General features: G+C 33.4%; 24 protein-coding genes and 1 pseudogene. 13 read left to right on the top strand and 12 right to left on the bottom strand.

What is annotated here, in order from left to right; all coding sequences use genetic code 11:
* The first annotated feature begins 32 nt into the window (after window positions 1-32).
* The 7 genes from ABI657_RS13585 (at window position 33) to ABI657_RS13555 (ending at window position 4,964) form a co-directional block, all read left to right on the top strand.
* Entirely contained in the window at window positions 33-1,337 is a 1,305-nt protein-coding gene (locus tag ABI657_RS13585) for an ABC transporter permease (protein WP_348097809.1), read from the top strand.
* An 84-nt stretch (window positions 1,338-1,421) separates the two neighbouring features.
* Window positions 1,422-2,585 carry a sigma-54 dependent transcriptional regulator gene (locus tag ABI657_RS13580; protein ID WP_348097808.1) on the top strand — a complete coding sequence of 388 codons (1,164 nt, stop codon included), beginning with the start codon at window positions 1,422-1,424 and terminating at the stop codon, window positions 2,583-2,585.
* Window positions 2,586-2,675: 90 nt separating this feature from the next.
* Window positions 2,676-3,338, top strand: a complete 663-nt coding sequence (locus ABI657_RS13575; protein ID WP_348097807.1) for a DEAD/DEAH box helicase — start codon at window positions 2,676-2,678, stop codon at window positions 3,336-3,338.
* 44 nt (window positions 3,339-3,382) lie between these two features.
* The gene (locus ABI657_RS13570) at window positions 3,383-3,601 is read left to right on the top strand and encodes a DUF2007 domain-containing protein (protein ID WP_294932018.1); all 219 of its coding nucleotides are present in this window, start codon (window positions 3,383-3,385) and stop codon (window positions 3,599-3,601) included.
* Between the two features lie 25 nt (window positions 3,602-3,626).
* Window positions 3,627-3,845, top strand: coding sequence for an HAD hydrolase family protein (locus ABI657_RS13565; RefSeq protein WP_348097806.1), 219 nt, complete (start codon window positions 3,627-3,629; stop codon window positions 3,843-3,845).
* 26 nt (window positions 3,846-3,871) lie between these two features.
* Window positions 3,872-4,453, top strand: coding sequence for an HAD hydrolase family protein (locus ABI657_RS13560; RefSeq protein ID WP_348097805.1), 582 nt, complete (start codon window positions 3,872-3,874; stop codon window positions 4,451-4,453).
* A complete protein-coding gene (locus ABI657_RS13555; protein ID WP_348097804.1) occupies window positions 4,437-4,964 on the top strand; it encodes a GNAT family N-acetyltransferase in 528 nt (175 codons plus the stop codon). The genes ABI657_RS13560 and ABI657_RS13555 overlap by 17 nt, the downstream gene beginning before the upstream one ends.
* A gap of 68 nt (window positions 4,965-5,032) precedes the next feature.
* Here the strand turns inward: ABI657_RS13555 and ABI657_RS13550 are convergent, their stop codons facing one another.
* Window positions 5,033-5,551 (bottom strand): hypothetical protein, encoded by a 519-nt coding sequence (locus tag ABI657_RS13550; protein ID WP_348097803.1) that lies wholly within the window; start codon window positions 5,549-5,551, stop codon window positions 5,033-5,035.
* Window positions 5,552-6,060: 509 nt separating this feature from the next.
* On the opposite strand from ABI657_RS13550, the gene mtaB reads away from it, so the two are divergent.
* Window positions 6,061-7,395 (top strand): tRNA (N(6)-L-threonylcarbamoyladenosine(37)-C(2))-methylthiotransferase MtaB, encoded by a 1,335-nt coding sequence (mtaB, locus tag ABI657_RS13545; RefSeq protein WP_348097802.1) that lies wholly within the window; start codon window positions 6,061-6,063, stop codon window positions 7,393-7,395.
* 57 nt (window positions 7,396-7,452) lie between these two features.
* Here mtaB and ABI657_RS13540 read toward each other — a convergent pair whose 3' ends face one another.
* The 9 genes from ABI657_RS13540 to ABI657_RS13500 all read right to left on the bottom strand — a co-directional run bounded on the left by ABI657_RS13540 (window position 7,453) and on the right by ABI657_RS13500 (window position 15,313).
* Window positions 7,453-7,962, bottom strand: a complete 510-nt coding sequence (locus tag ABI657_RS13540; protein WP_348097801.1) for a hypothetical protein — start codon at window positions 7,960-7,962, stop codon at window positions 7,453-7,455.
* Window positions 7,963-7,980: 18 nt separating this feature from the next.
* Complete coding sequence (locus ABI657_RS13535) at window positions 7,981-8,697, bottom strand: 3-ketoacyl-ACP reductase (RefSeq protein WP_348097800.1); 717 nt, start codon at window positions 8,695-8,697, stop codon at window positions 7,981-7,983.
* A gap of 113 nt (window positions 8,698-8,810) precedes the next feature.
* Complete coding sequence (locus ABI657_RS13530) at window positions 8,811-9,398, bottom strand: phospholipid scramblase-related protein (RefSeq protein ID WP_348097799.1); 588 nt, start codon at window positions 9,396-9,398, stop codon at window positions 8,811-8,813.
* 82 nt (window positions 9,399-9,480) lie between these two features.
* Entirely contained in the window at window positions 9,481-11,640 is a 2,160-nt protein-coding gene (locus ABI657_RS13525; protein WP_348097798.1) for a von Willebrand factor type A domain-containing protein, read from the bottom strand.
* Window positions 11,641-11,675: 35 nt separating this feature from the next.
* Complete coding sequence (locus ABI657_RS13520) at window positions 11,676-12,632, bottom strand: hypothetical protein (RefSeq protein ID WP_348097797.1); 957 nt, start codon at window positions 12,630-12,632, stop codon at window positions 11,676-11,678.
* A gap of 2 nt (window positions 12,633-12,634) precedes the next feature.
* Entirely contained in the window at window positions 12,635-13,135 is a 501-nt protein-coding gene (locus ABI657_RS13515; protein WP_348097796.1) for a sigma-70 family RNA polymerase sigma factor, read from the bottom strand.
* A gap of 152 nt (window positions 13,136-13,287) precedes the next feature.
* The gene (locus ABI657_RS13510) at window positions 13,288-13,968 is read right to left on the bottom strand and encodes a type II CAAX endopeptidase family protein (protein WP_348097795.1); all 681 of its coding nucleotides are present in this window, start codon (window positions 13,966-13,968) and stop codon (window positions 13,288-13,290) included.
* On the bottom strand, window positions 13,969-14,805 hold the full coding sequence (locus tag ABI657_RS13505) for a hypothetical protein (RefSeq protein WP_348097794.1): 837 nt from the start codon (window positions 14,803-14,805) through the stop codon (window positions 13,969-13,971).
* A 172-nt stretch (window positions 14,806-14,977) separates the two neighbouring features.
* Entirely contained in the window at window positions 14,978-15,313 is a 336-nt protein-coding gene (locus ABI657_RS13500) for a hypothetical protein (protein ID WP_348097793.1), read from the bottom strand.
* Between the two features lie 323 nt (window positions 15,314-15,636).
* Here ABI657_RS13500 and ABI657_RS13495 point away from each other — a divergent pair, with 323 nt between their 5' ends.
* Window positions 15,637-16,515 carry a PPK2 family polyphosphate kinase gene (locus ABI657_RS13495; protein WP_348097792.1) on the top strand — a complete coding sequence of 293 codons (879 nt, stop codon included), beginning with the start codon at window positions 15,637-15,639 and terminating at the stop codon, window positions 16,513-16,515.
* 86 nt (window positions 16,516-16,601) lie between these two features.
* On the opposite strand, the gene ABI657_RS13490 is transcribed toward ABI657_RS13495, so the two are convergent.
* Complete coding sequence (locus ABI657_RS13490) at window positions 16,602-17,117, bottom strand: hypothetical protein (RefSeq protein ID WP_348097791.1); 516 nt, start codon at window positions 17,115-17,117, stop codon at window positions 16,602-16,604.
* A 197-nt stretch (window positions 17,118-17,314) separates the two neighbouring features.
* On the opposite strand from ABI657_RS13490, the gene ABI657_RS13485 reads away from it, so the two are divergent.
* The 4 genes from ABI657_RS13485 to ABI657_RS13470 all read left to right on the top strand — a co-directional run bounded on the left by ABI657_RS13485 (window position 17,315) and on the right by ABI657_RS13470 (window position 21,690).
* Window positions 17,315-18,700 (top strand): MATE family efflux transporter, encoded by a 1,386-nt coding sequence (locus ABI657_RS13485; RefSeq protein ID WP_348097790.1) that lies wholly within the window; start codon window positions 17,315-17,317, stop codon window positions 18,698-18,700.
* A 24-nt stretch (window positions 18,701-18,724) separates the two neighbouring features.
* Window positions 18,725-18,952 carry a hypothetical protein gene (locus ABI657_RS13480; protein WP_348097789.1) on the top strand — a complete coding sequence of 76 codons (228 nt, stop codon included), beginning with the start codon at window positions 18,725-18,727 and terminating at the stop codon, window positions 18,950-18,952.
* Between the two features lie 47 nt (window positions 18,953-18,999).
* Window positions 19,000-20,940 (top strand): LTA synthase family protein, encoded by a 1,941-nt coding sequence (locus ABI657_RS13475; protein WP_348097788.1) that lies wholly within the window; start codon window positions 19,000-19,002, stop codon window positions 20,938-20,940.
* Between the two features lie 177 nt (window positions 20,941-21,117).
* Entirely contained in the window at window positions 21,118-21,690 is a 573-nt protein-coding gene (locus tag ABI657_RS13470; RefSeq protein WP_348097787.1) for a hypothetical protein, read from the top strand.
* Window positions 21,691-21,708: 18 nt separating this feature from the next.
* Here the strand turns inward: ABI657_RS13470 and ABI657_RS13465 are convergent.
* Window positions 21,709-22,209, bottom strand: a pseudogene (locus ABI657_RS13465) (methylmalonyl Co-A mutase-associated GTPase MeaB); the annotation flags it as partial.

The following is a 22,209-nucleotide window of genomic DNA, read 5'->3' as shown; positions in this document are numbered from 1 at the left end:
AAAAACATCAATCTAAAATCTAAAAACAGGAAATGAGTATAATTTCATTAATCATAAAAAGAGAGTTTATTGCAAAAGTCCGCAATAAATCTTTTGTTGTCATGACTTTTTTAAGTCCTTTGCTGTTTGTGGCAATTGCCGGATTTATTGGTTATTTAAGCTCCATGAAAGCCGAAACCAAACGAATCGCGATTCACGATGAAACTGGTTTATTTGCAGATGATTTTGTAAAACAGAATAAAAAAGAAGCAGAATTTAAATACCTGAATTTATCTGAAATTGATGTGAAAGCATTAAAAGACAGTATTGCCAAAGAAAATCTCGATGGTTTAATCTTAATTCCAAAAGAAGACTTAGAAAATAAAACGGAATATATTTCAAATAACAGTCCAAGTATCAATTTTATTGAAAATACTCAGGATGTTATTGCTTCAAAAATCACAAAACTCAATTTAGAAAAGGCGAAACTGGATACTTTGGCGATTCAAAAAGCACAGGCAACCGTTAATATTCATTTGGCTAAATCCTCAGGAGAAGAGAGTTTGAAAGGCCTGAATGAAATAAAAATTGGAATTGGTGGTGCTTTTGGTTATCTTATTATGATGTTTATTATCATTTATGGTAATATGGTAATGCGCAGTGTAATCGAAGAAAAAACAAATCGAATTATTGAAATCATTATTTCATCGGTAAAGCCGTTTCAGTTAATGATTGGTAAAATCGTTGGAACTTCACTTGCCGGATTATTACAGTTTACAATCTGGGCAATAATTGGATTAGGATTAATGTATGGAGCTTCTGCTTTTTTTGGCGTAAATGTTGGTCCAACAGCCAGGATTTCGCCGGAATTGATGGCATCAGCACAACATGAAATGTCCGGTTCTGCACAAATGTATATCAGCGAATTGTGGAATTTACCAATAGCGGGTATTTTAATAGGTTTCGTAATTTATTTTATTGGAGGCTATTTTTTATACAGTTCGTTTTATGCCGCAATTGGAGCGGCAGTTGACAATCAAACTGATTCTCAGCAATTTCTTCTGCCTATTATTATGCCGCTTGTCTTAAGCGTTTATATTGGATTTTTCACTGTAGTGAATGATCCACATGGCACTGTTGCAGTTGTATTTTCAATGATTCCATTGACTTCTCCAATTGTAATGTTAATGCGTATTCCGTTTGGTGTTCCGTGGTGGCAAATTGCAATTTCGGTATCATTATTGTTTGCTACGTTTTTCCTTGTGGTCTGGTTCGCTGCCAAAATTTACCGCGTAGGTATTTTAATGTACGGCAAAAAACCAACCTGGAAAGAATTGTACAGATGGCTTAAATATTAAATTCCAATTCTAAAAGGAATCGGAATAAAATCCAAATTCAAAATAATTGTCTTTTGGAATTTTTAAAATTGAAAATTACTAAGAATGAGTAAAATATTAATTATAGAAGACGAAGCAGCGATCAGAAGAGTTTTGGTAAAAATATTATCAGAAGAAAATGATACGTATCAGGTTGATGAAGCCGACGATGGTGCTGCAGGTCTGGAAAAAATAAAAAATAACGATTACGATTTGGTTTTGTGCGATATCAAAATGCCAAAAATGGATGGTGTTGAGGTTTTGGAAGAAGTAAAAAAAATAAAACCGGAGATTCCGATGGTCATGATTTCCGGTCATGGTGATATGGAAACGGCTATTCATACCATGCGTTTAGGCGCTTTTGACTATATCTCAAAACCACCTGATTTAAATCGTTTACTCAATACTGTTCGCAATGCATTGGATAAAAAACAACTAGTAGCTGAGAATAAAATCTTAAAGAAAAAAGTCAGTAAGAACTACGAAATGGTTGGTGAAAGTGAAGCTATCAATCATATTAAAGTGATGATTGACAAAGTAGCCCAAACCGAAGCCAGAGTTTTAATAACGGGGCCAAACGGAACAGGAAAAGAATTAGTAGCACATCAATTGCATGAAAAAAGCGAACGTGCCAATTTTCCTTTAATCGAAGTAAATTGTGCTGCGATTCCAAGTGAATTAATTGAAAGTGAATTATTCGGACACGTAAAAGGCGCATTTACATCAGCAGTGAAAGATCGTGCCGGAAAGTTTGAAGCAGCAGATAAGGGAACTATTTTTCTGGATGAAATTGGCGATATGAGTCTTTCGGCGCAAGCCAAAGTTTTACGTGCCCTTCAGGAAAGTATGATTACCAGAGTGGGAGCTGAGAAGGATATCAAAGTGGATGTGAGGGTAGTAGCGGCAACTAATAAGGATCTGAAAACTGAAATTGCCGAAGGCCGTTTTCGTGAAGATTTATACCACAGACTGGCGGTCATTTTAATTAAGGTTCCGGCATTGAATGACCGCAGGGATGATATTCCAGATTTGGTAAGACACTTTGCAGAGAAAATTGCTTCGGAACAGGGGAATGTGGTTAAAGTGTTTTCGGCGAAAGCCATACAGTTATTGCAGGAATACGACTGGACAGGGAATATCCGTGAACTTAGAAATGTAGTGGAAAGATTAATTATCCTGGGTGGAAATGAAATCTCTGAAACTGATGTTACAATGTTTGCAAGTAAATAAATTTAATGATTTCAAAATTGAACGATTCAAAGATTTGGCTTAAGCTTAAATTTTCTATTTTTCAATTTTTAAATCTTTTAATCATTAAGAATGAAACTAAAAAAAATAAACGAAAAGTTACAGGACGCTTTAATCGAAAATGGTTTAGTAGAGCCAAATATGTTACAAAAGGAAACTTTTTCAACCATAAAAAGTGGAGCCGATTGTATCGTTCTTTCTCCGGCAGGAAGCGGAAAATCGACTACAATTGTCTTGAATGTTATTCAGCAATTAGTAGGTCAGGCAGAAGAATCTCCAAGAGCTTTAATTATTGTTGAAGATAAAGCCAAGGTTTTAGAAATGGTAGAACTTTTTGCTAAATACGGAAAATATGCTAACCTTGAAGTTTATGGAGTTCATGATAAAGGAGATACGGATTACGATAAGAACTATATTTCTACGGGAATTGATGTTCTGATTGGTACTCCAAATAAATTGAACGATATGTTTACAACAGCAGGATACAATGTAAACCGCCTGAAAATGTTTATTCTGGATGATGCAGATCCAATTTTAAAATTGCGCCATGAAACCAAAATTATGCGTATTTCAAACAGTATTGCAAAAACACAGCGAATTATTTTTGCAGAACAATTAACGGAACGTATTGAAATTCTGGCCGAAAAATTCTTGTTGGAACCTTATATTTTTGAATTGGATGAAGAAGGACAAGAAGAGCTTGACGAAGAAGAAGGCGATATTGAAGAGGAATAATAATTCATTAACAAAAAAAAAATAATTAAAAAAAATAGAATGTTATGGGATTAATGAAGGTGTTTTCGGGAAGTGAAGTGTTGGCAATTGCCTTGCAGGAAAGATTAGAAAAAGCGGGAGTAGAAACTGTAAAAAAAGATAATATCCAATCGGCTCGTTTAGCAGGTTTTGGACAAACAGATTTAGCCGTTGAAGTATTTATTCAGGAAACTGATTTTGCCAAAGCAAATCCGGTTATTGAAGATTTCAGAATGAGTATTTAAGTTGATTTTAATAAGAAGGAAAATAATGCAATACAAAATGCTGGTGCTCGACATGGATGATACCTTGTTGAGAGACGATCATAAAATTTCAGAATTAAATAAAAAATCACTTCTTGAAGCTCAGGCCAAAGGAGTATATGTGGTTTTGGCTTCCGGCAGGCCTACATCTGCAATGACTGCTTATGCTAAAGAGTTAGAGTTGGATTTGAACGATTCTATATTATTTCATTTAATGGTGCTGTAATCAGTGCCGTAAAAGAGGATCTCATTTTGTTTGAGCAATGTTTAACGCCGGAACAAATTCATGATTTATACGATTATAGTGTAAAAATGAAAACACATATCATCACGTATCTGGATGGTGAAATTATAAGCGAAACAGATTCAGAATATATTGACATTGAAAAAGATATTACCGGATTATTACATAATAAAGTTTCCGATTTTAAAGCAGCAGTTACAAAACCTGCTGTAAAATGTATTTTATTAGCGGAGCCTACTTATTTGAAAGAAGTAGAAAAAGATTTGAAATTAGCAATGCCTCATTTAAGCGTTGCCATGTCGAAGCCTTTTTTCCTGGAGGTTGCCCAAAATGGAATTGATAAAGCAGCGAGTCTAAAGCTGTTGGCCAATAAGTTAAACATTCACCAGAGTGAAATTATAGCGGTTGGAAATGCAGGAAACGATCTCACAATGATAGAATATGCCGGTTTGGGAGTTTGGGTTGACAATGTTATGCCTGAATTACGAGACAAGGCTGATTTAATTGTAGCTTCCAACAATGACGATGGAGTTGCTGAGGTTGTACAAAGATATATTCTAAATGATTTTGTTCATGAAAAAACAAATTGAAACAGAACGATTAATTCTGAGAGAATTACTTTTTTCTGATGCTGAAGGAATGTTTGAATTGGACTCTAATCCGAATGTACATCTTTTTATTAGAAATAAACCAGTAGAATCTATAGATGAAAGTGTTGCTGTAATCGAAAATATCCAGAGCCAATATAAAGAATTTGGTATTGGTCGTTGGGCTGTTATTCTAAAAGAAACTAATGAATTTTTAGGCTGGTCGGGAATAAAATTTATCACTGCTGAACTTAATAATCATCGCAATATTTATGAAATCGGTTATCGGTTTATAGAACGATATTGGGGAAAAGGTTATGCAACAGAAGCCGGACAGGCTTTTGTAAATTATGCTTTCAATGAAATGAATATTGAAGTTCTTTATGCTTCTGCGGATGAACAAAATAAAAGCTCAAGAAAAATTTTAGAAAAACTGGGTCTTCACTATGTTAATTCTTTTGACTATGAAGGGAAATTAGAAGCCTGGTATGAACTAAAAAATCCAAAGATATAGTTTTTATAAAAAATCCCAAATTTTAAACTTTAAAATTTGGGATTTTTATTTTGATTTGTTCCGGGATATTATTTTTTCGCTACAGAAACAAAATATTTATTTCCATCACCCATAGTCAGTTTTACTCGTTCATCGCAAAGATCGATTGCAAAATTAGCACTTTCATAACAGCTGCAGGTGGTGTTTTTGTCTTTAGACATTTCCGTTTTACAGTTGTTGTTTTTAAATGTTGCCAATTGTGGTGTGTATAAACTCACCAAGTCCGTAGAAGCTGTCACTAAAGATATGATGCTGGCAGAATTATTATTTGTGATTCGGTAGACAATTCGGTCCGTATAATTGACTTCATTAACCACTACTTTTCTTATGTAAGTAAATGCAGTAGATCCTTCACCTGGTTCTTTTACTTCAAATTTAAATCCAACAGCACGAATTGCAATATCAAATTGTGACTGAGAATTCAAACTTGCCCATGTTGTCAAAGTGCTGATAGTTGGAAATGGATTTCCATTGTTGGGCGTTATTTGTGAATGCGAACTGAAAACGGTCAATAGCATTAAGCAGATTGTGGGGAAAAATGCTTTCATAAGAGGATTTTTTTTAAAATTTGCCTACTCTGATTGGTTTTCGGCTTGCCCATTTATTCTTTCAAATTTAATCTAAACAAAAACAAAATAACTAACGCATGAATTTAAAAATTGTTATCACTGATTTATATTTTGTTACAAATTAATTTTCATTGTAATTTTCAAGCGTGAATTTACATTTAAAATCAATGTTAACAAAATTGAATATTAAAAAAAATAGATTTAAAATTTAAAAAGATGTTTTATATCCGTTTTATTTACTCTTTTGGGTCTTTTTTAATTGATTTATAGTGCTTTATGTCTTTTGTAAATATTATTTTTTGATTTGATTTGAAATTAAATGTTTTAATGATGATCGTTTTTGCTGTTGAATTAATATTTGTTTGATGCAAAATATTGATTTTTAATATATTATAGATTTTATTTTAAGGAATATTGTATGTAAATTTGCAGACTTCTTAATTAACAGAAATTATAATTATCAACTACTTAAAACGTAGTTCATTCCTATGGAAAACAGAAAAAAAGTTGCCTTTTACACACTGGGTTGCAAACTGAATTTTTCAGAAACCTCCACCATTGCCCGAAATTTTAATGATGAAGGTTTTGATCGTGTTGATTTTGAGGAAGTAGCTGATATTTATGTTATCAATACCTGCTCTGTTACTGAAAATGCTGATAAACAATTTAAACAAGTAGTTAAAAAAGCAATGAAACTTAATGATAAGGCTTTTGTTGCTGCTGTAGGCTGTTATGCACAATTAAAACCGGAAGAATTGGCAGCTGTTGATGGTGTTGATTTGGTTTTAGGAGCTACAGAAAAGTTTAAGATTACCGACTATATTCATGATTTAAGCAAAAATGATATGGGTGAAGTGCACTCCTGTGAAATTGCTGAAGCTGATTTTTATGTAGGGAGTTATTCTATAGGTGATCGTACCCGTGCTTTTCTGAAAGTTCAGGATGGTTGTGATTATAAATGTACCTATTGTACCATTCCGCTTGCAAGAGGAATTTCACGTAGTGATGCCTTGGAGAATGTATTGGAGAATGCCAAAGAAATTTCATCCCAAAATATTAAAGAGATTGTTTTAACCGGTGTGAATATTGGTGATTACGGAAAAGGGGAATTTGGAAATAAAAAACACGAACATACTTTCCTTGATTTAGTTCAGGCATTGGATCAGGTTGAAGGAATTGAGCGTTTACGAATTTCATCCATTGAACCGAATTTATTGAAAAACGAAACCATTGAATTTGTTTCAAAAAGCCGCACTTTTGTTCCTCATTTTCACATTCCGTTGCAATCCGGTAGCAATGCTATATTAAAGTTAATGAAGCGCCGTTATTTGCGGGAAGTTTACACAGAGCGAGTTAACAAGATTCGGGAAGTAATGCCACATGCCTGTATTGGTGTTGACGTTATTGTAGGATTTCCCGGTGAAACCGATGAACATTTTCTGGAAACGTACCATTTTTTAAATGAAATGGATATATCTTATCTGCACGTTTTTACGTATTCTGAAAGGGATAATACAGAAGCGGCGAATATGGACGGAGTTGTTCCTGCTAATGTGAGAGCAAAACGCAGTAAAATGTTACGTGGTTTATCAGTTAAAAAACGACGTGCATTTTATGAAAGCCAGTTAGGGACAGATAGAACTGTTTTATTTGAAAGTGAAAATAAAGAAGGTTATATACATGGTTTTACAGAGAATTATGTCAAAGTAAAAACACCATGGAATCCTGAATTAATTAATACACTGCAACAAATCAATCTGACAAAAATAGACGAGGATGGAAGCGTTCGTTTAGAATTTTTAAACAAATTTGCGGAAGCTTAAATCATATGTTTATAAAAATATAAAAGCCCTTTTTAATCAAGGGCTTTTATATTTTATTTATTTTTGGTTTTCTTCAGATACCAATTTCAACGAATTGATGTAATCCGAATCAAATTCGATAACCCGTATTTTTTCCGGATTAAAACTTAATTCTCCGCCAAAAGATCCCCGGATGTCAAGGAAATCAATGGTTAGGATTTCATCGTTCACTTCAATCAGTTTTCCTAAATAAACCGACTTCGGAGATTTTTTGACAATCTGAAAAATGCCGTATTTGTTTGTGATATAATTTAGAATTGTACTTAAATCCCTAATCGGAATGATGTCTTCCGAATTTGTTTTTAAACCTTTCAGGCGAATCACTTTCTCATTAAATTCCAATTCTTCGTCTCTTTCGATGGCTTCGATGTTTTTGTTTTTTAAAATTACAAAACCGTCAATTACAAAATCAATAGGGTTGTTTTTGAGTAGAATCCAATCATCTGAGTAATCGATCAGGAAACCGGTAAAGATTTCTTTTTTGTCTGTAAATGCAATTGAAATCAATTGCCTTAAATATTGTTCCATTTGATGTCTAAATTTTAATTAAGGATTTGTTGACCAGATACTGCTGCTTTTTATGAATACCCTGCGATTTAGTTTTAACTGGGCAATTATCAATTCGGCTACATCTTCTGATTGCATTACTTTTTCCGGATTGCCATCAGTTAGTTTTAATTCCAGAGATAAGTCGGTTGCCACAGTACTTGGAGTTAATGCGGTAACACGAATGTTATGCTTTCTCATTTCCTGCATTAAAGAATCCGTTAATCCCATAACAGCAAATTTTGAAGCACTATAAGCGCTTGTAAATGCATTCCCGTTTAATCCCGCTGTAGAGGAAATATTGATGATGTCGCCAGTTTGTCTTTCGATCATATTGGGCAAGATGGCACGGGTCGTGTAATAAGTTCCCATTAAATTGACCTGAATGATTTTTTCCCACGCTTCGGGTTCTAATTCAAGAAATTTCCCAAAAGAAGCAATTCCGGCATTGTTGATTAAAATGTCGATAGTTTTGAATTCAGATAAAGCTGTTGCAACAGCTTTATTGATGGAACTGATATCCGAAACATCAGCAGATAAAGCTAAGGATCGTACACCTAAATTAGAAGTTTCAATTGCCAGCTGATCAACATCGGACTGGGTTCTTGAAACCAGAATTACGTTTACGCCTTCTTTGGCTAAAGCAATGGCAATCGCTTTTCCTATTCCTTTCCCGGCTCCCGTAATAAGGGCATTTTTATTTTTTAAGTCTGTCATGATTAATATTTAAAAATACAAAAAAGCATCATTTTGATAATATACAAAAATACTGCTTTTGTAAACTAAAATGATGCTTATAGCTATTTTCTTAAACTAAGTTTAACAACTTTTTATTCTTTCAAAACCATATCAATACACATAACAGCTGCGAGAATTAATTGTCTGATTGGAGAATCTGCTGCTACAGCTTCTTCAATCTGAAGAACATAATTGTCAGCACTGGTAAAAAATTCTTTACCCATTCCGGCCCATTTTTTATTTACCTGGGCCAATTGCTTATTTTCATGTGTGAATTTAAAATCCCAACCGGTCCATTTTCCCTGCAGCGTACAAACGGGTCTTTCATTTTTATCAAGAATTTCAAATCTTCCTCCAAAAGAGAAAAATTTCTGTTTGAAAGTCCCCACTAATCTTTCTTTTTCATCAAAAACATGAACCGTTGAGCGAAATAAAGCAACGCCACGTTTTACCGAAATTAATTTTTCACCGGATGCAGTGGTAATTTCAACATTAAAAGGTGTCATTCTTTTATAATCGGTAAAACGTAATATTTTAGTAAAAATGCCTAAACTATTCTCTCTGCAATTCATAATAATCTGATTGCTGGCAGGATCATAAATATCATAATTATTAGCCGCCTTAAACATTCCGATGTGTTCTTTTACAAGAAAGAGATTCTGATTTAAAATAGGATTCATGAAATTTTATTTGAAATTGATTGATATTAGTTTATTATAATTTTTGTGTTTATAATCAAATTCAAATGTAAAGAAATAGTTGTTAATAATCCAGTTTTACGGCTTCAACAAGGCGAATAAATTCGGCTTTGTAGCCTTCGCTATCGTTTGTCAATCCTTGTTTTGCTAATTTCAAAATATCTTCTGATGATTTATTCGAGATTAATTTAGAATCCCTTAATTTTAATCCGAACCAGGCAACGGCACTGCTGAATTTAAAATCTTCTGTTGCTTTTTCCAAAGCGACTGATTTGTTTGGAATTACATTCACCATTTCGATACTTTTATCTCCGTCAGGCTTTTTGTAGCGGAATTTTATGGTCGCCAGTTCTCCATTATAAGTATTGGAAGTTTCCTGAACTTTGGTATATTTTAAATCATCAGGCTGTTGTTTTAAATAATCGCTTTGAATTCCTGAGGGAATAATTTCATACAAAGCCGTAACGGTATGATTACTTCCTAATTCTCCTGCATCAATGGCATCATTTTTAAAATCTTCAGGGCGCAATTTTCTATTTTCATAACCAATCAATCGATACGCCTGAACTTGTTTGGGATTAAACTCAATCTGAATTTTTACATCTTTTGCAATGGCAAACATCGAACCTTTAAATTCTTTGCCAAGAAAACGATTCGCTTCCTGTATATTATCGATATAAGCGTAATTTCCGTTTCCTTTATCCGCTAAGGTTTCCATTTTACTGTCTTTATAATTTCCCATTCCATAACCCAGACAAGTCAGGAAAACGCCTGATTTTCTCTTTTCTTCAATTAATTTTTCCATATCTGTATTGGAAGAACCGCCAACATTAAAATCACCATCCGTGGCAAGTATAACTCTGTTATTTCCGTTTTTAATAAAATTTTCAGAAGCAATTTTATAAGCCAGATTAATTCCGGCTCCACCGGCAGTACTTCCACCTGCACTCAATTTATCTAAAGCCTCTACAATTGTTTTTTTCTCGTCTCCGGATGTTGGAGATAAAACCAATCCTGCCGCTCCTGCATAAACAACGATTGCCACTTTATCTTTTGTTCGTAATTCATTTACTAATATTTTCAGGGATTGCTTTAATAATGGTAATTTGTTAGGTTCGCTCATGGAACCTGAAACATCAATTAGGAATACTAAATTGGAAGCCGGTAAATCATCTGTCGGAATATTTTTTCCCTGCAAGCCAATTTTTAAAACCTGGCTTTTAGCGTTCCACGGAGAATCACTCAACTCAGTATTGATAGAAAATGGATGCTGGTCATTTGGCTGTGGATAATTGTATTTGAAGAAATTAACCATTTCCTCAACACGAACTGCATCTTTTGGAACTGCTTGCCCGTTATTGATAAAACGTCTCACATTCGTATAAGATGCATTATCAACATCAATAGAAAAAGTAGAAAGCGGAGCCGTTTTCGGACTTTCAAAAGCATTCTCAATGAAAGTATCATAATCTTCCTGATTTACTTGTTCAGGCAGAATAGGATCAATGTGTTTTAATTTGGTATTCAGTTCTTTTTCCGTAAGATTTTTATAAAGATCATTTTTAGTAGCTATCACAACAACGCCGTTTGCACCTTTACTTCCATAAACAGAAGTTGATTCTGAATCTTTTAAAACTTTGACATCTTTAATGTCATTCGGATTGATTTGAGCAATTTGATCTGCATTTGCCCGAACGCCATCAATAATATACAAAGGCTCATTTTTAGATGAAATTGTGGCAACACCCCTAATAGTTACAGGGCTTGGTGTATATGGGCTATTTTGAGAAACCTGAATACCCGCAATTGTGCCCTGAAGCATTTGAGCAGAAGTTTTTTTTTCTTTTCGTTTTGATGGGCTGTAGTTATTGTTTTCATATTCGTCAGAACTGGTTCCGTAACCTACAACGACAACTTCATTCAGACTTTGAAAAGCAGGAAGCAGTTTGATATTTATCGTTGTTGCGTTTTCTACTTTTTGTCTTTGAGTTTCATACCCAATGTAATTAAAAATCAAGAGATCTCCTTTTTGTGCCTGAATGCTGTACTTTCCATCAAAATTGGTTTGAGTGGTTTGTTTAGAGTTCTGATTGGTAACATTCGCACCTGGAAGTGGTTGTCTGTTTTCATCTGCAACCATTCCTGTAATTGTTTTTTCCTGTGCAGCTGTTACGAAACATATAAGCATAGAAAGGGCTAATGAAATAAGTTTTACGTTTTTCATGATAGTAAGATTTTAAATTAATGTTGTGGTTTTGGCTATTTTTTCAAAGCCGGTTTTCCGTTTTTTGTGGTGATAATTACAACTCCTTTTTTTCCTTTTTCGCCGTATTTAGATGTGGCTTCAAGATCCTGAAGAATCGTAATGGTTTTGATTTCCTGCTTGTTCAAAGGAGCGTAAGGACTTGTTGGATTATTGCCGAACAGATCATTCTCTGAATAATAAATTCCGTCAATAATATATAAAGGTTCATCTAATACAACCAGCGATTCTACATTTTCGGGACTTAAATTAGGAAGTTCATCCTGCATCATTTTATCCCTTTTTGCATCGTCTTTATGAGCAATGGCGTTGCCGTTAAGAATCACCAATGGAGCACTCTTTTTAACCATTTGAGATTGTTTGGCAGCAAAAGCGACTTTAGCAGATTCTTTTTCTTTTGATTCTGAATAGCCATTCATCATTTCCATTTTTCCTTTTGCGGCTGAATTTTCTTCTTCATCATTTTCAGCTTGGGTTTGAACAGGCGCGGGGTTATAAACTTCATCTGCCATCATATCTGAAGTTCCGGTTCCTATTGGTTCAGCATTCTGGATTTGGATCTCCTGAAAGGCTACTTTTTGTTTTTGCCTAATTTGATTATTTAAGATTTCAGTTGCTTCAGCCTGGGAAACTATTTCAGCTTCTTTTGCTACAACAGCATTGTCTTTTTTTGAGGCTTTATTTTGAATATCTTTTTCATTAACTACAACATCCTGATTCTGAATTGTATTTTTCTTATCGGATCTTAAAAACTGTGATCCAAGAGAAATCAATAGTAACAGAGAAGCGGCAATGGCTATTTTTTTCCATAACGAGATGGTTTTTTTGTCTTCTTTTTTGTCCAGTTTATCTTCAACGCGCGACCAGACTTTATCCATTGCAGGAAAGTCCTTTTGTTCCGAGTTGTGCGCGGCTTCTTTAAATTTATCGAATATTTTATCCTGATTGTCCATGACTACTTTGCTTTTTGATAATACAATTTGTTTACTAATTCCTTCAGCTTGGTTTTAGCCGCATTCAATTGTGATTTTGAAGTCCCTTCAGAGATGTTAAGCATGTTGGCTATTTCCTTATGTGCAAAACCTTCAATAACAAAAAGATTGAAAACGGTTTTGCAGCCGTCGGGAATATGGTTGAGTAAATTGAGTAAATCTTCTTCTTCCAGCGAATTTATTTCATCTGTAAAAGGTTGTGACAGCAATTTGACATCATCAAGATACATGTTGAAATTGGTATGTTTCTTAATAGTTGCCAAACAGTGATTGACGGTTATTTTCCTTGACCAGGCTTCAAAAGCTTTCTCTTCTTTAAGTTGATCCAGTTTAGTGAAAATAGTGTAGAAAGCATCTGCCAAAGCTTCTTCAATTTCTTCTTCCTTTTTTAGATATCGTTTGCAAAGACGATACAATTTTGGAGCCATATGCTCATAAACCTGACGCTGGGCATCCCGGTTCATTTTTTTGCAATTAGAAATTAGTGTTTCGTTTATCACAGTGATTGTCTTTATACTAAAGAGAGATAAAAAATGAAAAAGGTTGGGATCGAATTGAAATAAATGTAAAAATAAATTAATTTACAATGTAAAAGACTTGTAATGAGTGATTTATTTTAACTTGTTTTTATGGACAAAAGAAGAAGATCCCATAGAAAATGACAAAGAATTACCATTTTGATGTTTTGGTATTTTTGATATTGAAACGCAAGTACTAATCCAATAACTGCCGGACCAATCATTTGAAACAAAGTTCCGTAACCATAATGCATAAGTCCAAAAAGAAGACTTGACAATACTATAGCCAGTTTTGTATTTTTAAGTACTATTGCTAATCTGGGCAAAAGATATCCGCGAAAAAATAATTCCTCGGTAATGCCAGCAGTTACGCAGGTAAAAAACAGCAGAAAATAATTATTTTTAAAAAGCGCCAAAGCTTTATTCAGCACTACACTTTCTACCTTAATTTTAAACAGTAAAATGATGCTGCCAACAATAATAACTGCAATAAATAGTTTAAGGAATGTTTCAAAAACTGCAATTACGAAAGGGGAAAACGAATATTGTTTTTCTGTCCATAAAAGGAATGGTAATTTCTCTATTTTGTAATTATAAAGAAATAATAAAAGTAATGAGAACCAGATACAAATTCTCGAGATGAAGAATTTGATTTCACCTGTAAATCCGGTTTGCTTGAATAGATAGGAGGAAAGAATAGCCAGAAATGGAAGTAATATAGAAATTAGTATACCGACTATTACTATATGATTTTTGGTTGAATTTGTATTGTTGGGCATTTATTTAATTGGCAGAATTAATTTATAAATCTTAGTTTCTAAAAGCTCCGTGTCATTATCCTCGCAAAGTAAAAACTCAATTTTATCATTTGATTTTTTGTAGAAAGTCAATCCTTCAAATTTATTGGTTGAAGTGATTTTTTGGGTAAAATCGATTTTCATGGTTTTAAGATCAATTCTTCCAATGAAGCTTCCAAGAACTTCGCCGTCATCGTAAGTTGATTGTGTATCTTCGGCCGTTGCAAGAAAATAGATTTTATCTTCAACCAAAATTGCATCGGTAAAACTGGAACGAACGCCTTTTATTTTAGGTAATTTATAATTGGTTGCCACCAATGCAAATTCCTCATTAAGTTTTTTGGCATGAATAGTAAAAATGGTGTTTTTGTTGGATATTCCGTTGCCGCGATTGAATAAATACCAGTTTTCACCATCAAAAATAGCACCTTCCAGATTGAAATCTTCAGGTTTGATCTCTCCGAAACTTTGCATCAGGGCATACAAATCAACCAGATCGTTTTTTTGTGAAATGGTTTTGGTTTTCAAATCGAATTCAATCATTCTGTTTCGGTTTTCGGTTGAGCCGGAACCAAAAACATATAAAGTATCGTTATGATGCGTTATGGACTCAAAATCGGGTTTGATTTTTTTGGGAATGTTTTGCGACGGATTATCGATTAAGGGATGATGGCTTAATTGCTGATCCTGGATGTTGTATTCGTATAAAAAACCGCTGTTGTCGCCAATAATATAAAGGGAATCGTTATTGAAGAACAATCCGGATGCCGAACCGATTCCGATGATTTGAAATACTATTTCTAATGTGAATTTTTCCATGAATGTTGTTTTGAAGTCTTTGAATTGGAATTAAGACTTATTTTTTTTTAATTAATTTTAAAGTTTGTTCGTTGATAATTTTTTTTATTGTTTGTAAGGAACTTGTTGATAAACATTCTGCAACTGAAATATACACTAAATTATTGTCGTCAATTATGTTTTAGTTTTTCTTTTAAGCTTCATATGAACTATCCATTCCGCTTGTTAAATATACCGGAGTTCCTTCATTATAAAGAAGAACTGATATTTCGACAGCTCTTTTTGAAATTGCATCCTGAATGGTTTTTTCGTCTTTTGCATATTCAAAACCCATAACGCATTCTAATAAACTACAAAAAGATATAATTTTCAAAGGTTGATGATTTTCTATTTCTGAGATTGGTTTCAGGCTCTCAAAACATTTACTGTAAATTTTATGCTGAATCTTCTGTTCAGAATCTTCATCTTTATTTTGACAAAAAGTTTGATTTAAACAGAAGAAAAAAAGTATTAGGAATATTTTGTTCATTAGAAATTAAATTTGTCTAGCGAAAATAAATGCTCTTTTGAATACTGAATCCTAGCCCTGATAGCAATGAAAATACTTTGATAAGAAATTGAATTTTTTCCTGACATAATAAAGCGACCAGCGTAAGCTTTTTTATGGCTTAGGAAAAACAATTTATTGAAAAAGTATTGCAATGAATAGCAGGAATATGCTTCGTAAAAATACTATATTTACTATTACAAAAAAATGAAATATATGAAATCGCTGGTATAATAAAAGTTTGTGGAAACAAAAAAATTCATAGCGATCCCATATATGACCAATCAAAAATAAAATTTACATATATGAAATCTATAGATCCAAATGATTTTAAAGTTACAGATAAAATAAAGTTGTCCAAGACTCCAACTTCGCTTAAAATTGAAGCAAGTGATGATGAAAAAGAGGAAAAACTGGATAAAGTTCAGGCAAAACTGAGCGATTTGCAGGATGTAATGTATTCACATAACAAATATGGTGTTTTAATTTGCCTTCAGGGAATGGATACTTCCGGAAAAGACAGTCTGATCAGGGAAGTTTTTAAGGAATTTAACCCTCGTGGGGTAGTGGTGCATAGTTTTAAAACACCCAATTCGACCGAATTAGAACACGATTATTTGTGGAGACATTATATTGCTTTGCCTGAAAAAGGAAAATTTGCCATTTTTAACCGTACGCATTACGAGAATGTTTTGGTAACACGCGTGCATCCGGAATTTATTCTGGCAGAGAATTTACCCGGGATTAATTCAGTAAAAGATATAACACCTAAATTTTGGAAGAATAGAATTAAACAAATTAATAACTTTGAAAAGCATATTACATCCAACGGAATCATTGTAATGAAATTTTTTCTGCACTTAAGTAAAGAAGAACAACGTGAACGATTATTACGCCGTTTAGAAGAAGGAAAACACAATTGGAAATTCTCTCCCGGAGATCTGAAAGAAAGAGAGCATTGGGATGAATATCAAAAATATTATGAAGAAGCCATAAATGAAACTTCTACAGATTATGCACCCTGGTATGTAATTCCGGCAGATGATAAAGAAATGGCACGTTATATTGTAGCGAAAATCATTTGGGAAGAGATGCAGAAACATACAGACATAAAAGAACCGGAACTGGATGACAAAATAAAAGCCAATTTTGAAATGTATAAAAAGCAATTGAGCGAGAGTTAGAAACCAAAATAGTTTACAATATAAAACCCGACAGATTCTTAAATCTGTCGGGTTTACTAATTCAAAATATAAAATAAGTTTTTATTTTACAAATCAAAACCATACGCTACACGAAGTGCAATCTGATTAGTTTCGAATTTGTCATAATCCTCATATTTTACACTGATATCAATATTTTTACCTGCATATCCAATACTTGGAGCCCATAATAAAGAAGTTTCGTTGTAATCGTTAGTTACTGCAAAAGCAGCACCTACTTCTCCCATTACATAAAATTGATCTTCCCAAAAGAAAGCTTTGAAACCAGCTTTTGCAGGAATAAATCCTAAATCTGGTAAATCATCTCCAACAAATAAATTAGTAAAACCAGTTGTTAGCGTTAAAGATGTTCTTTTAGATAAATCGTATTGTAATCTTACATCACCTCCAAGAGCCCAATCGTAATCATCACCATCAGTCGGAATTCCTGCACTTACACCAAATCCTAATTTAAATCCTTGATTATAGTTGGTAGCTTCAGTACTTTGAGCAAAAGTTGTACTTGTAAGAGCTAATGCAAACGCTGCAAAAAATAGTGTTCTGAGGTTTTTTAAGTTTTTCATTCTAATTTTTATTTTTAATGATTATTATGGTGTAAAAGTATTATTAGTGTTTTGATATAATGTTATAGAATTTTTTCTAATAGTTATATAATGCTGAGGTTTGTGCAAAATACTATTCTAAATGAGTTATAATTTAATGATTCTGCAGGAATTAAAAAGCGTTCTCGTTATCTTTGCCCACTTAAAAATTGAGAAAATTGAAATTAGCGCAGTATACAAAAGAGTTTTCCTATAATTTAAGATTAGCTTATCCTGTTATATTAGGAATGGTTGGGCATACCTTAATAGGTATGGTGGATAATATAATGGTGGGTAAATTAGGAAGTACTGAATTAGCAGCAGTTTCTTTGGGAAACAGTATGATATTTATCGCGATGTCGTTAGGAATTGGATTTTCTACAGCCATTACGCCAATCGTCGCTGAAGGTGATGCGGAGAAAAACGACAGTAAAATTAGGTCTGCCTTTCATCATGGTTTATTTTTGTGTACCATTTTAGGATTAACCCTGTTCGGAACAGTTGTGTTGGCAAAACCAATAATGGAGTTGCTGCATCAGCCGGCAGATGTTATTGCACTTGCAAAGCCTTATCTTGACTGGGTTGCTTTCTCGCTGATTCCTTTAATTATCTATCAGGGGTATAAACAATTTGCTGACGGATTATCGATGACCAAATATTCGATGTACGCTATGGTTATGGCCAATTTGCTGCATGTAGGAATTAATTATGTATTGATTTATGGTATTTGGATTTTTCCTAAAATGGGAATTATCGGAGCAGCTTTAGGAACTGTAATTTCCAGGATATTTTTAGTCATGTTCATGCATATTATGTTGTCCCGAAGAAATGATCTGAAACGATTTTTCAAGGATTTCAGTTTTGATGAAATTAAGAAAGAAACGATAAAAAAAATAATAAATATCGGATTTCCATCCGCCATGCAAATGCTTTTTGAAGTCGTCTTGTTTACAGCTTCTATCTGGCTTTGCGGAAATATAGGCAAAACCAGTCAGGCTGCGAATCAAATTGCCTTAAGTCTGGCTTCGATAACTTTTATGTTTGCAATGGGATTAAGTGTTACTTCAATGATCAGAGTTAGTAATCAAAGAGGATTACAGGATTATAAAAAATTAGTAGTCGTGGCACGATCTATTTTTTTGCTCGCGATTATAATAGAAACCGTTTTTGCAATACTATTTATCGCTTTCCATAATTTACTGCCTCCTTTTTTTTTAAACATGGAAAATGAAGGGCAAATACTGGATAATAATGAAGTAATCAGTATTGCATCAAAACTACTTTTAATTGCAGCTGTATTTCAAATTTCTGACGGAATTCAGGTTGTTGTTCTTGGAGCTTTGCGCGGATTACAGGATGTAAAAGTTCCTATGTATATTACTTTTGTGGCGTACTGGGTCATTGGTTTCCCGATTTCCTATTATTTGGGAGAATATACTTCATGGAAAGCTGAAGGAGTCTGGATCGGACTTTTGGCCGGGCTAACTTCTGCAGCAGTATTTTTGTACATTCGCTTTCATTACTTAACCAAAAGATTAATTAATAATTCGGTTACAAATACTTAAATTTGAAGCCTAAAATAAAACAAAATGGAATTACCTAAATTTTTACTCGGAGACAATACTGATTTCCCGGATGATATTTTCATCGTTCACCTTGATTACCCAAGATTTATTATCAATTTAAAAGATGATGAGGTAGAGTTTATGGAAGAAGCAGAAGATCTTGACGAAGCCGAATTAAATTCTGAAATGGAAGGGCTGATTGTCTTGGCTAATGAGTTTTATGACAGAGAAATAAAACGTTACGAAGAGTAGAAACTCAAAGTAAACGTCTCTAAGTGTATCTCAACCAAAACCACCTAATGAAAAAACTACGTTTTTTAAAACCGATTTTTAATTTTATTGTAATCGGATTGCTAATCACTACCTTAAGTAGGATATTTTTATTTTTTATTTTTAAAGACAGAGTTGTCGAAACACCCAATTTCTGGTATATTTTTCCAATCGGTCTTCGAATGGATCTGATTTTACTGTGTTATTTGTCTTTTCTGCCTGCTGTTTTAATTACTTTTTTACCCAATAAATGGTTACGATTCACTAATTCGTTTTTAGTAATTTATAGCTTTTTATTTCTTTTTCTGATTCTTTTTGTAGAATTGGCAACCCCGGATTTTGTAAAACAATACGATACGCGTCCGAATAAGATTTTTCTGGATTATCTTATTTATCCTAAAGAAGTAGTTGGAATGCTTTTAAAAAGCTACCTGACTTCTATCATTATTACTTTTTTAATTTTAGGTGTAGTGCTCTATTTCGCCTTTAAGAAAGGAAAAAAATATTTTCATACAAAAAGTGTCGACTATAAATTCAAATTGATGTTTTTTCCATTAGTAGCTTTTTTGTTGTTTTTTGGAGCCCGTTCAAGTCTTACTTCAAAACGTCCCATTAATGCCAGTAATGCTGTTTTTTCAACTGATCAGCTAACCAATACTTTAGGTTTAAATTCATTTTATACCGTTGCATTTGCTGCTTATTCGATTAAAAACGAAGGCAATACCAAGATGTATGGCAAAATGGATGAGGCCGAAGCAATTGCGCGTGTAAAAAAATACATGATGGGAGGTCCGAATGATTTTACGAATGCTGAAATTCCGTTTTTGCATCTACAGCAGCCTGATTCTGTTATGAAAAAACCATACAATCTGGTGATTTTTCTACAGGAGAGTTTAGGAGCAGAATATGTTGGGATTTTGGGTGGAAAACCACTAACTCCCGAATTTGACAAATTATCGAAAGAAGGTTTGTTATTCACGAATTTATATTGCACAGGGACCCGAAGCGTTCGCGGAATTGAAGCGGTTGTAACCGGATTTTTGCCTTCACCATCAGAAAGTGTTGTAAAACTTGGAAATTCGCAACAAGGTTTTTTTACATTGGCGGGTGCTTTAAAGCAAAAAGGATATGATACCAGTTTTATTTACGGAGGAATGGCTAATTTTGACAATATGGCTTCCTTTTTTAATGGAAATGGTTTTGAAGATATTGTTGATCAGGAAGATTTTGATGGTGATGGAAAAAAATATGCTTTCAAAGGAACCTGGGGGTATTCAGATGAAGATTTGGTAACGAAAGCAAATAATTATTTTAAGGCAAAAGGGGATAAAACATTTTTCTCTTTAATGTTTTCAACTTCTAATCATGAACCTTTTGAATATCCGGAAGGAAGAATTAAGGGATACGACAAGAAACCCGCAACAGTAAATAATGCCATGAAATATGCTGATTTTTCGATTGGAAAATTCTTCGAAATGGCAAAAAAAGAGGCTTATTTTAAAAACACTGTTTTCATTGTAATTGCGGATCACAATACCAGAACATACGGAAAGAATTTAGTGCCAATAAACAAATTCCATATTCCGGCTTTAATATTGGGACCGGGAGTTCCAAAAGGAATTTCATATAGTAAATTAGCCAGCCAGATTGATATTCCGCCCACATTATTGAGTTATTTGGGACTTTCTTTTGAAACACCAATGGTTGGGAGAAATCTAAATCAGTTAGATGCAAAAACTCAGGGAAGATCTATTATGCAATTTAATGATATCAATGCATTTAGAGTCGAAAATCAGGTGGTGATTATGCAGCCCAATTTGAAACCGCTGCAATTCGAAATTAAAAACGATACAACTTTACTTCCCGTTAAATTAAACGAAGAACTAGCAAAAGATGCTTTGGCACATGTTATCACTGCGGGCAATTTGTATAAACAAAATAAGTACAAGCTTAGAGATACGAAAAAATAGGTTTCAATTTATTTATAAAAAAAGCTGTTAGGTGTAATTTCATACTTAACAGCTTTTTTTTGTATTAAAATTCAAACGAAAGGGTAACAAAAAAATAATTTAATTGATATACAATAAACCAAAAGGCGTAACCTGAAAAGCCAGTAATAGAGTAGGGGCAATTAAATTATATTTATTATGAAAAATGTACAACTAATTTTAAAAGAATCTGAAGTATTATCGACTTCATATTTAATGTTTGGAAAAATAAAAAGAGTAATGTTAGTTTTTGTGTTTGCAGCTTTTTTTATCGGTTGCAATGCAGAACCTGAGCCTGTTGAAAATCCAAATACTGAGTTATTAAACACAGAGCAGCAAAATCAGGTAAATACTAAAAGATATTTACCTCATTATGAAGGAGTTATTGTGCGAGATTGGGGAGCGCATAATATTGACTGCAGCCAGCCAGAAGGGTTTTGTAATTTTGTTCGTTACATATGGGGCTTTGCAAAGCCAGACTCTGACGGAACGCCAGTACGTGTTACAAATGAAAAAGGAAATTTTATTATAGAAATTCAAAAAAGTGCTTTAACGGAAGAACATAAAAAAGTATTATTACGAAATGGAGAAGTTTATGTAATACCTGAAGGACAGACTATACAACCGGAATTAGTTAAATCTTTAAAATTCAATTCAGATATTTTAATTCCTGGTAAATATGCTATTCAGGAAAGTGAAGAGGCTTATACAATTTCAATTAATGTAAAATAAATGAATTTGAAAAAAGAATTATAAGCTTTTTTTATATTCGTTCAATAAAAACTGAGCGGCTGCAAAAGGTGATATTTCATTATTTTGCACCGCTTTTTTGGTTGCTTCCAATTGCGAAATAATTTCCGGCTGATTGTAGAAATTGTTTTTCAGTTGTTCATTGATAGTTTCTATCATCCAAAAATAATTCTGATCTTTTCTGTTTTCTGTAAAATGATTATTTTCTTTTGTATGTTTAAAATAATCTGAAATTGTTTTCCAAACTTCAGGAATTCCTTCTTTTGTGATGGAACTGCAAGTCGTGACTTTTGGCTGCCAGCTTGATTTTTTGGAAGGGAATAAATGCAAAGCTCTATTAAATTCAACTTTAGCTAAATTGGCTTTTTTTATATTATCGCCATCCGCTTTGTTGATGACAATGGCATCGGCCATTTCCATAATGCCTCGTTTGATACCCTGAAGTTCATCGCCTGCACCGGAAATTTTAAGTAATAAAAAAAAGTCAACCATACTATGAAC

The organism is Flavobacterium sp. (assembly GCF_039930565.1).
GTDB lineage: Bacteria > Bacteroidota > Bacteroidia > Flavobacteriales > Flavobacteriaceae > Flavobacterium.
Note: the sequence above shows the minus strand (reverse complement) of the source record. Positions and strands in the feature narration are given on the sequence as shown.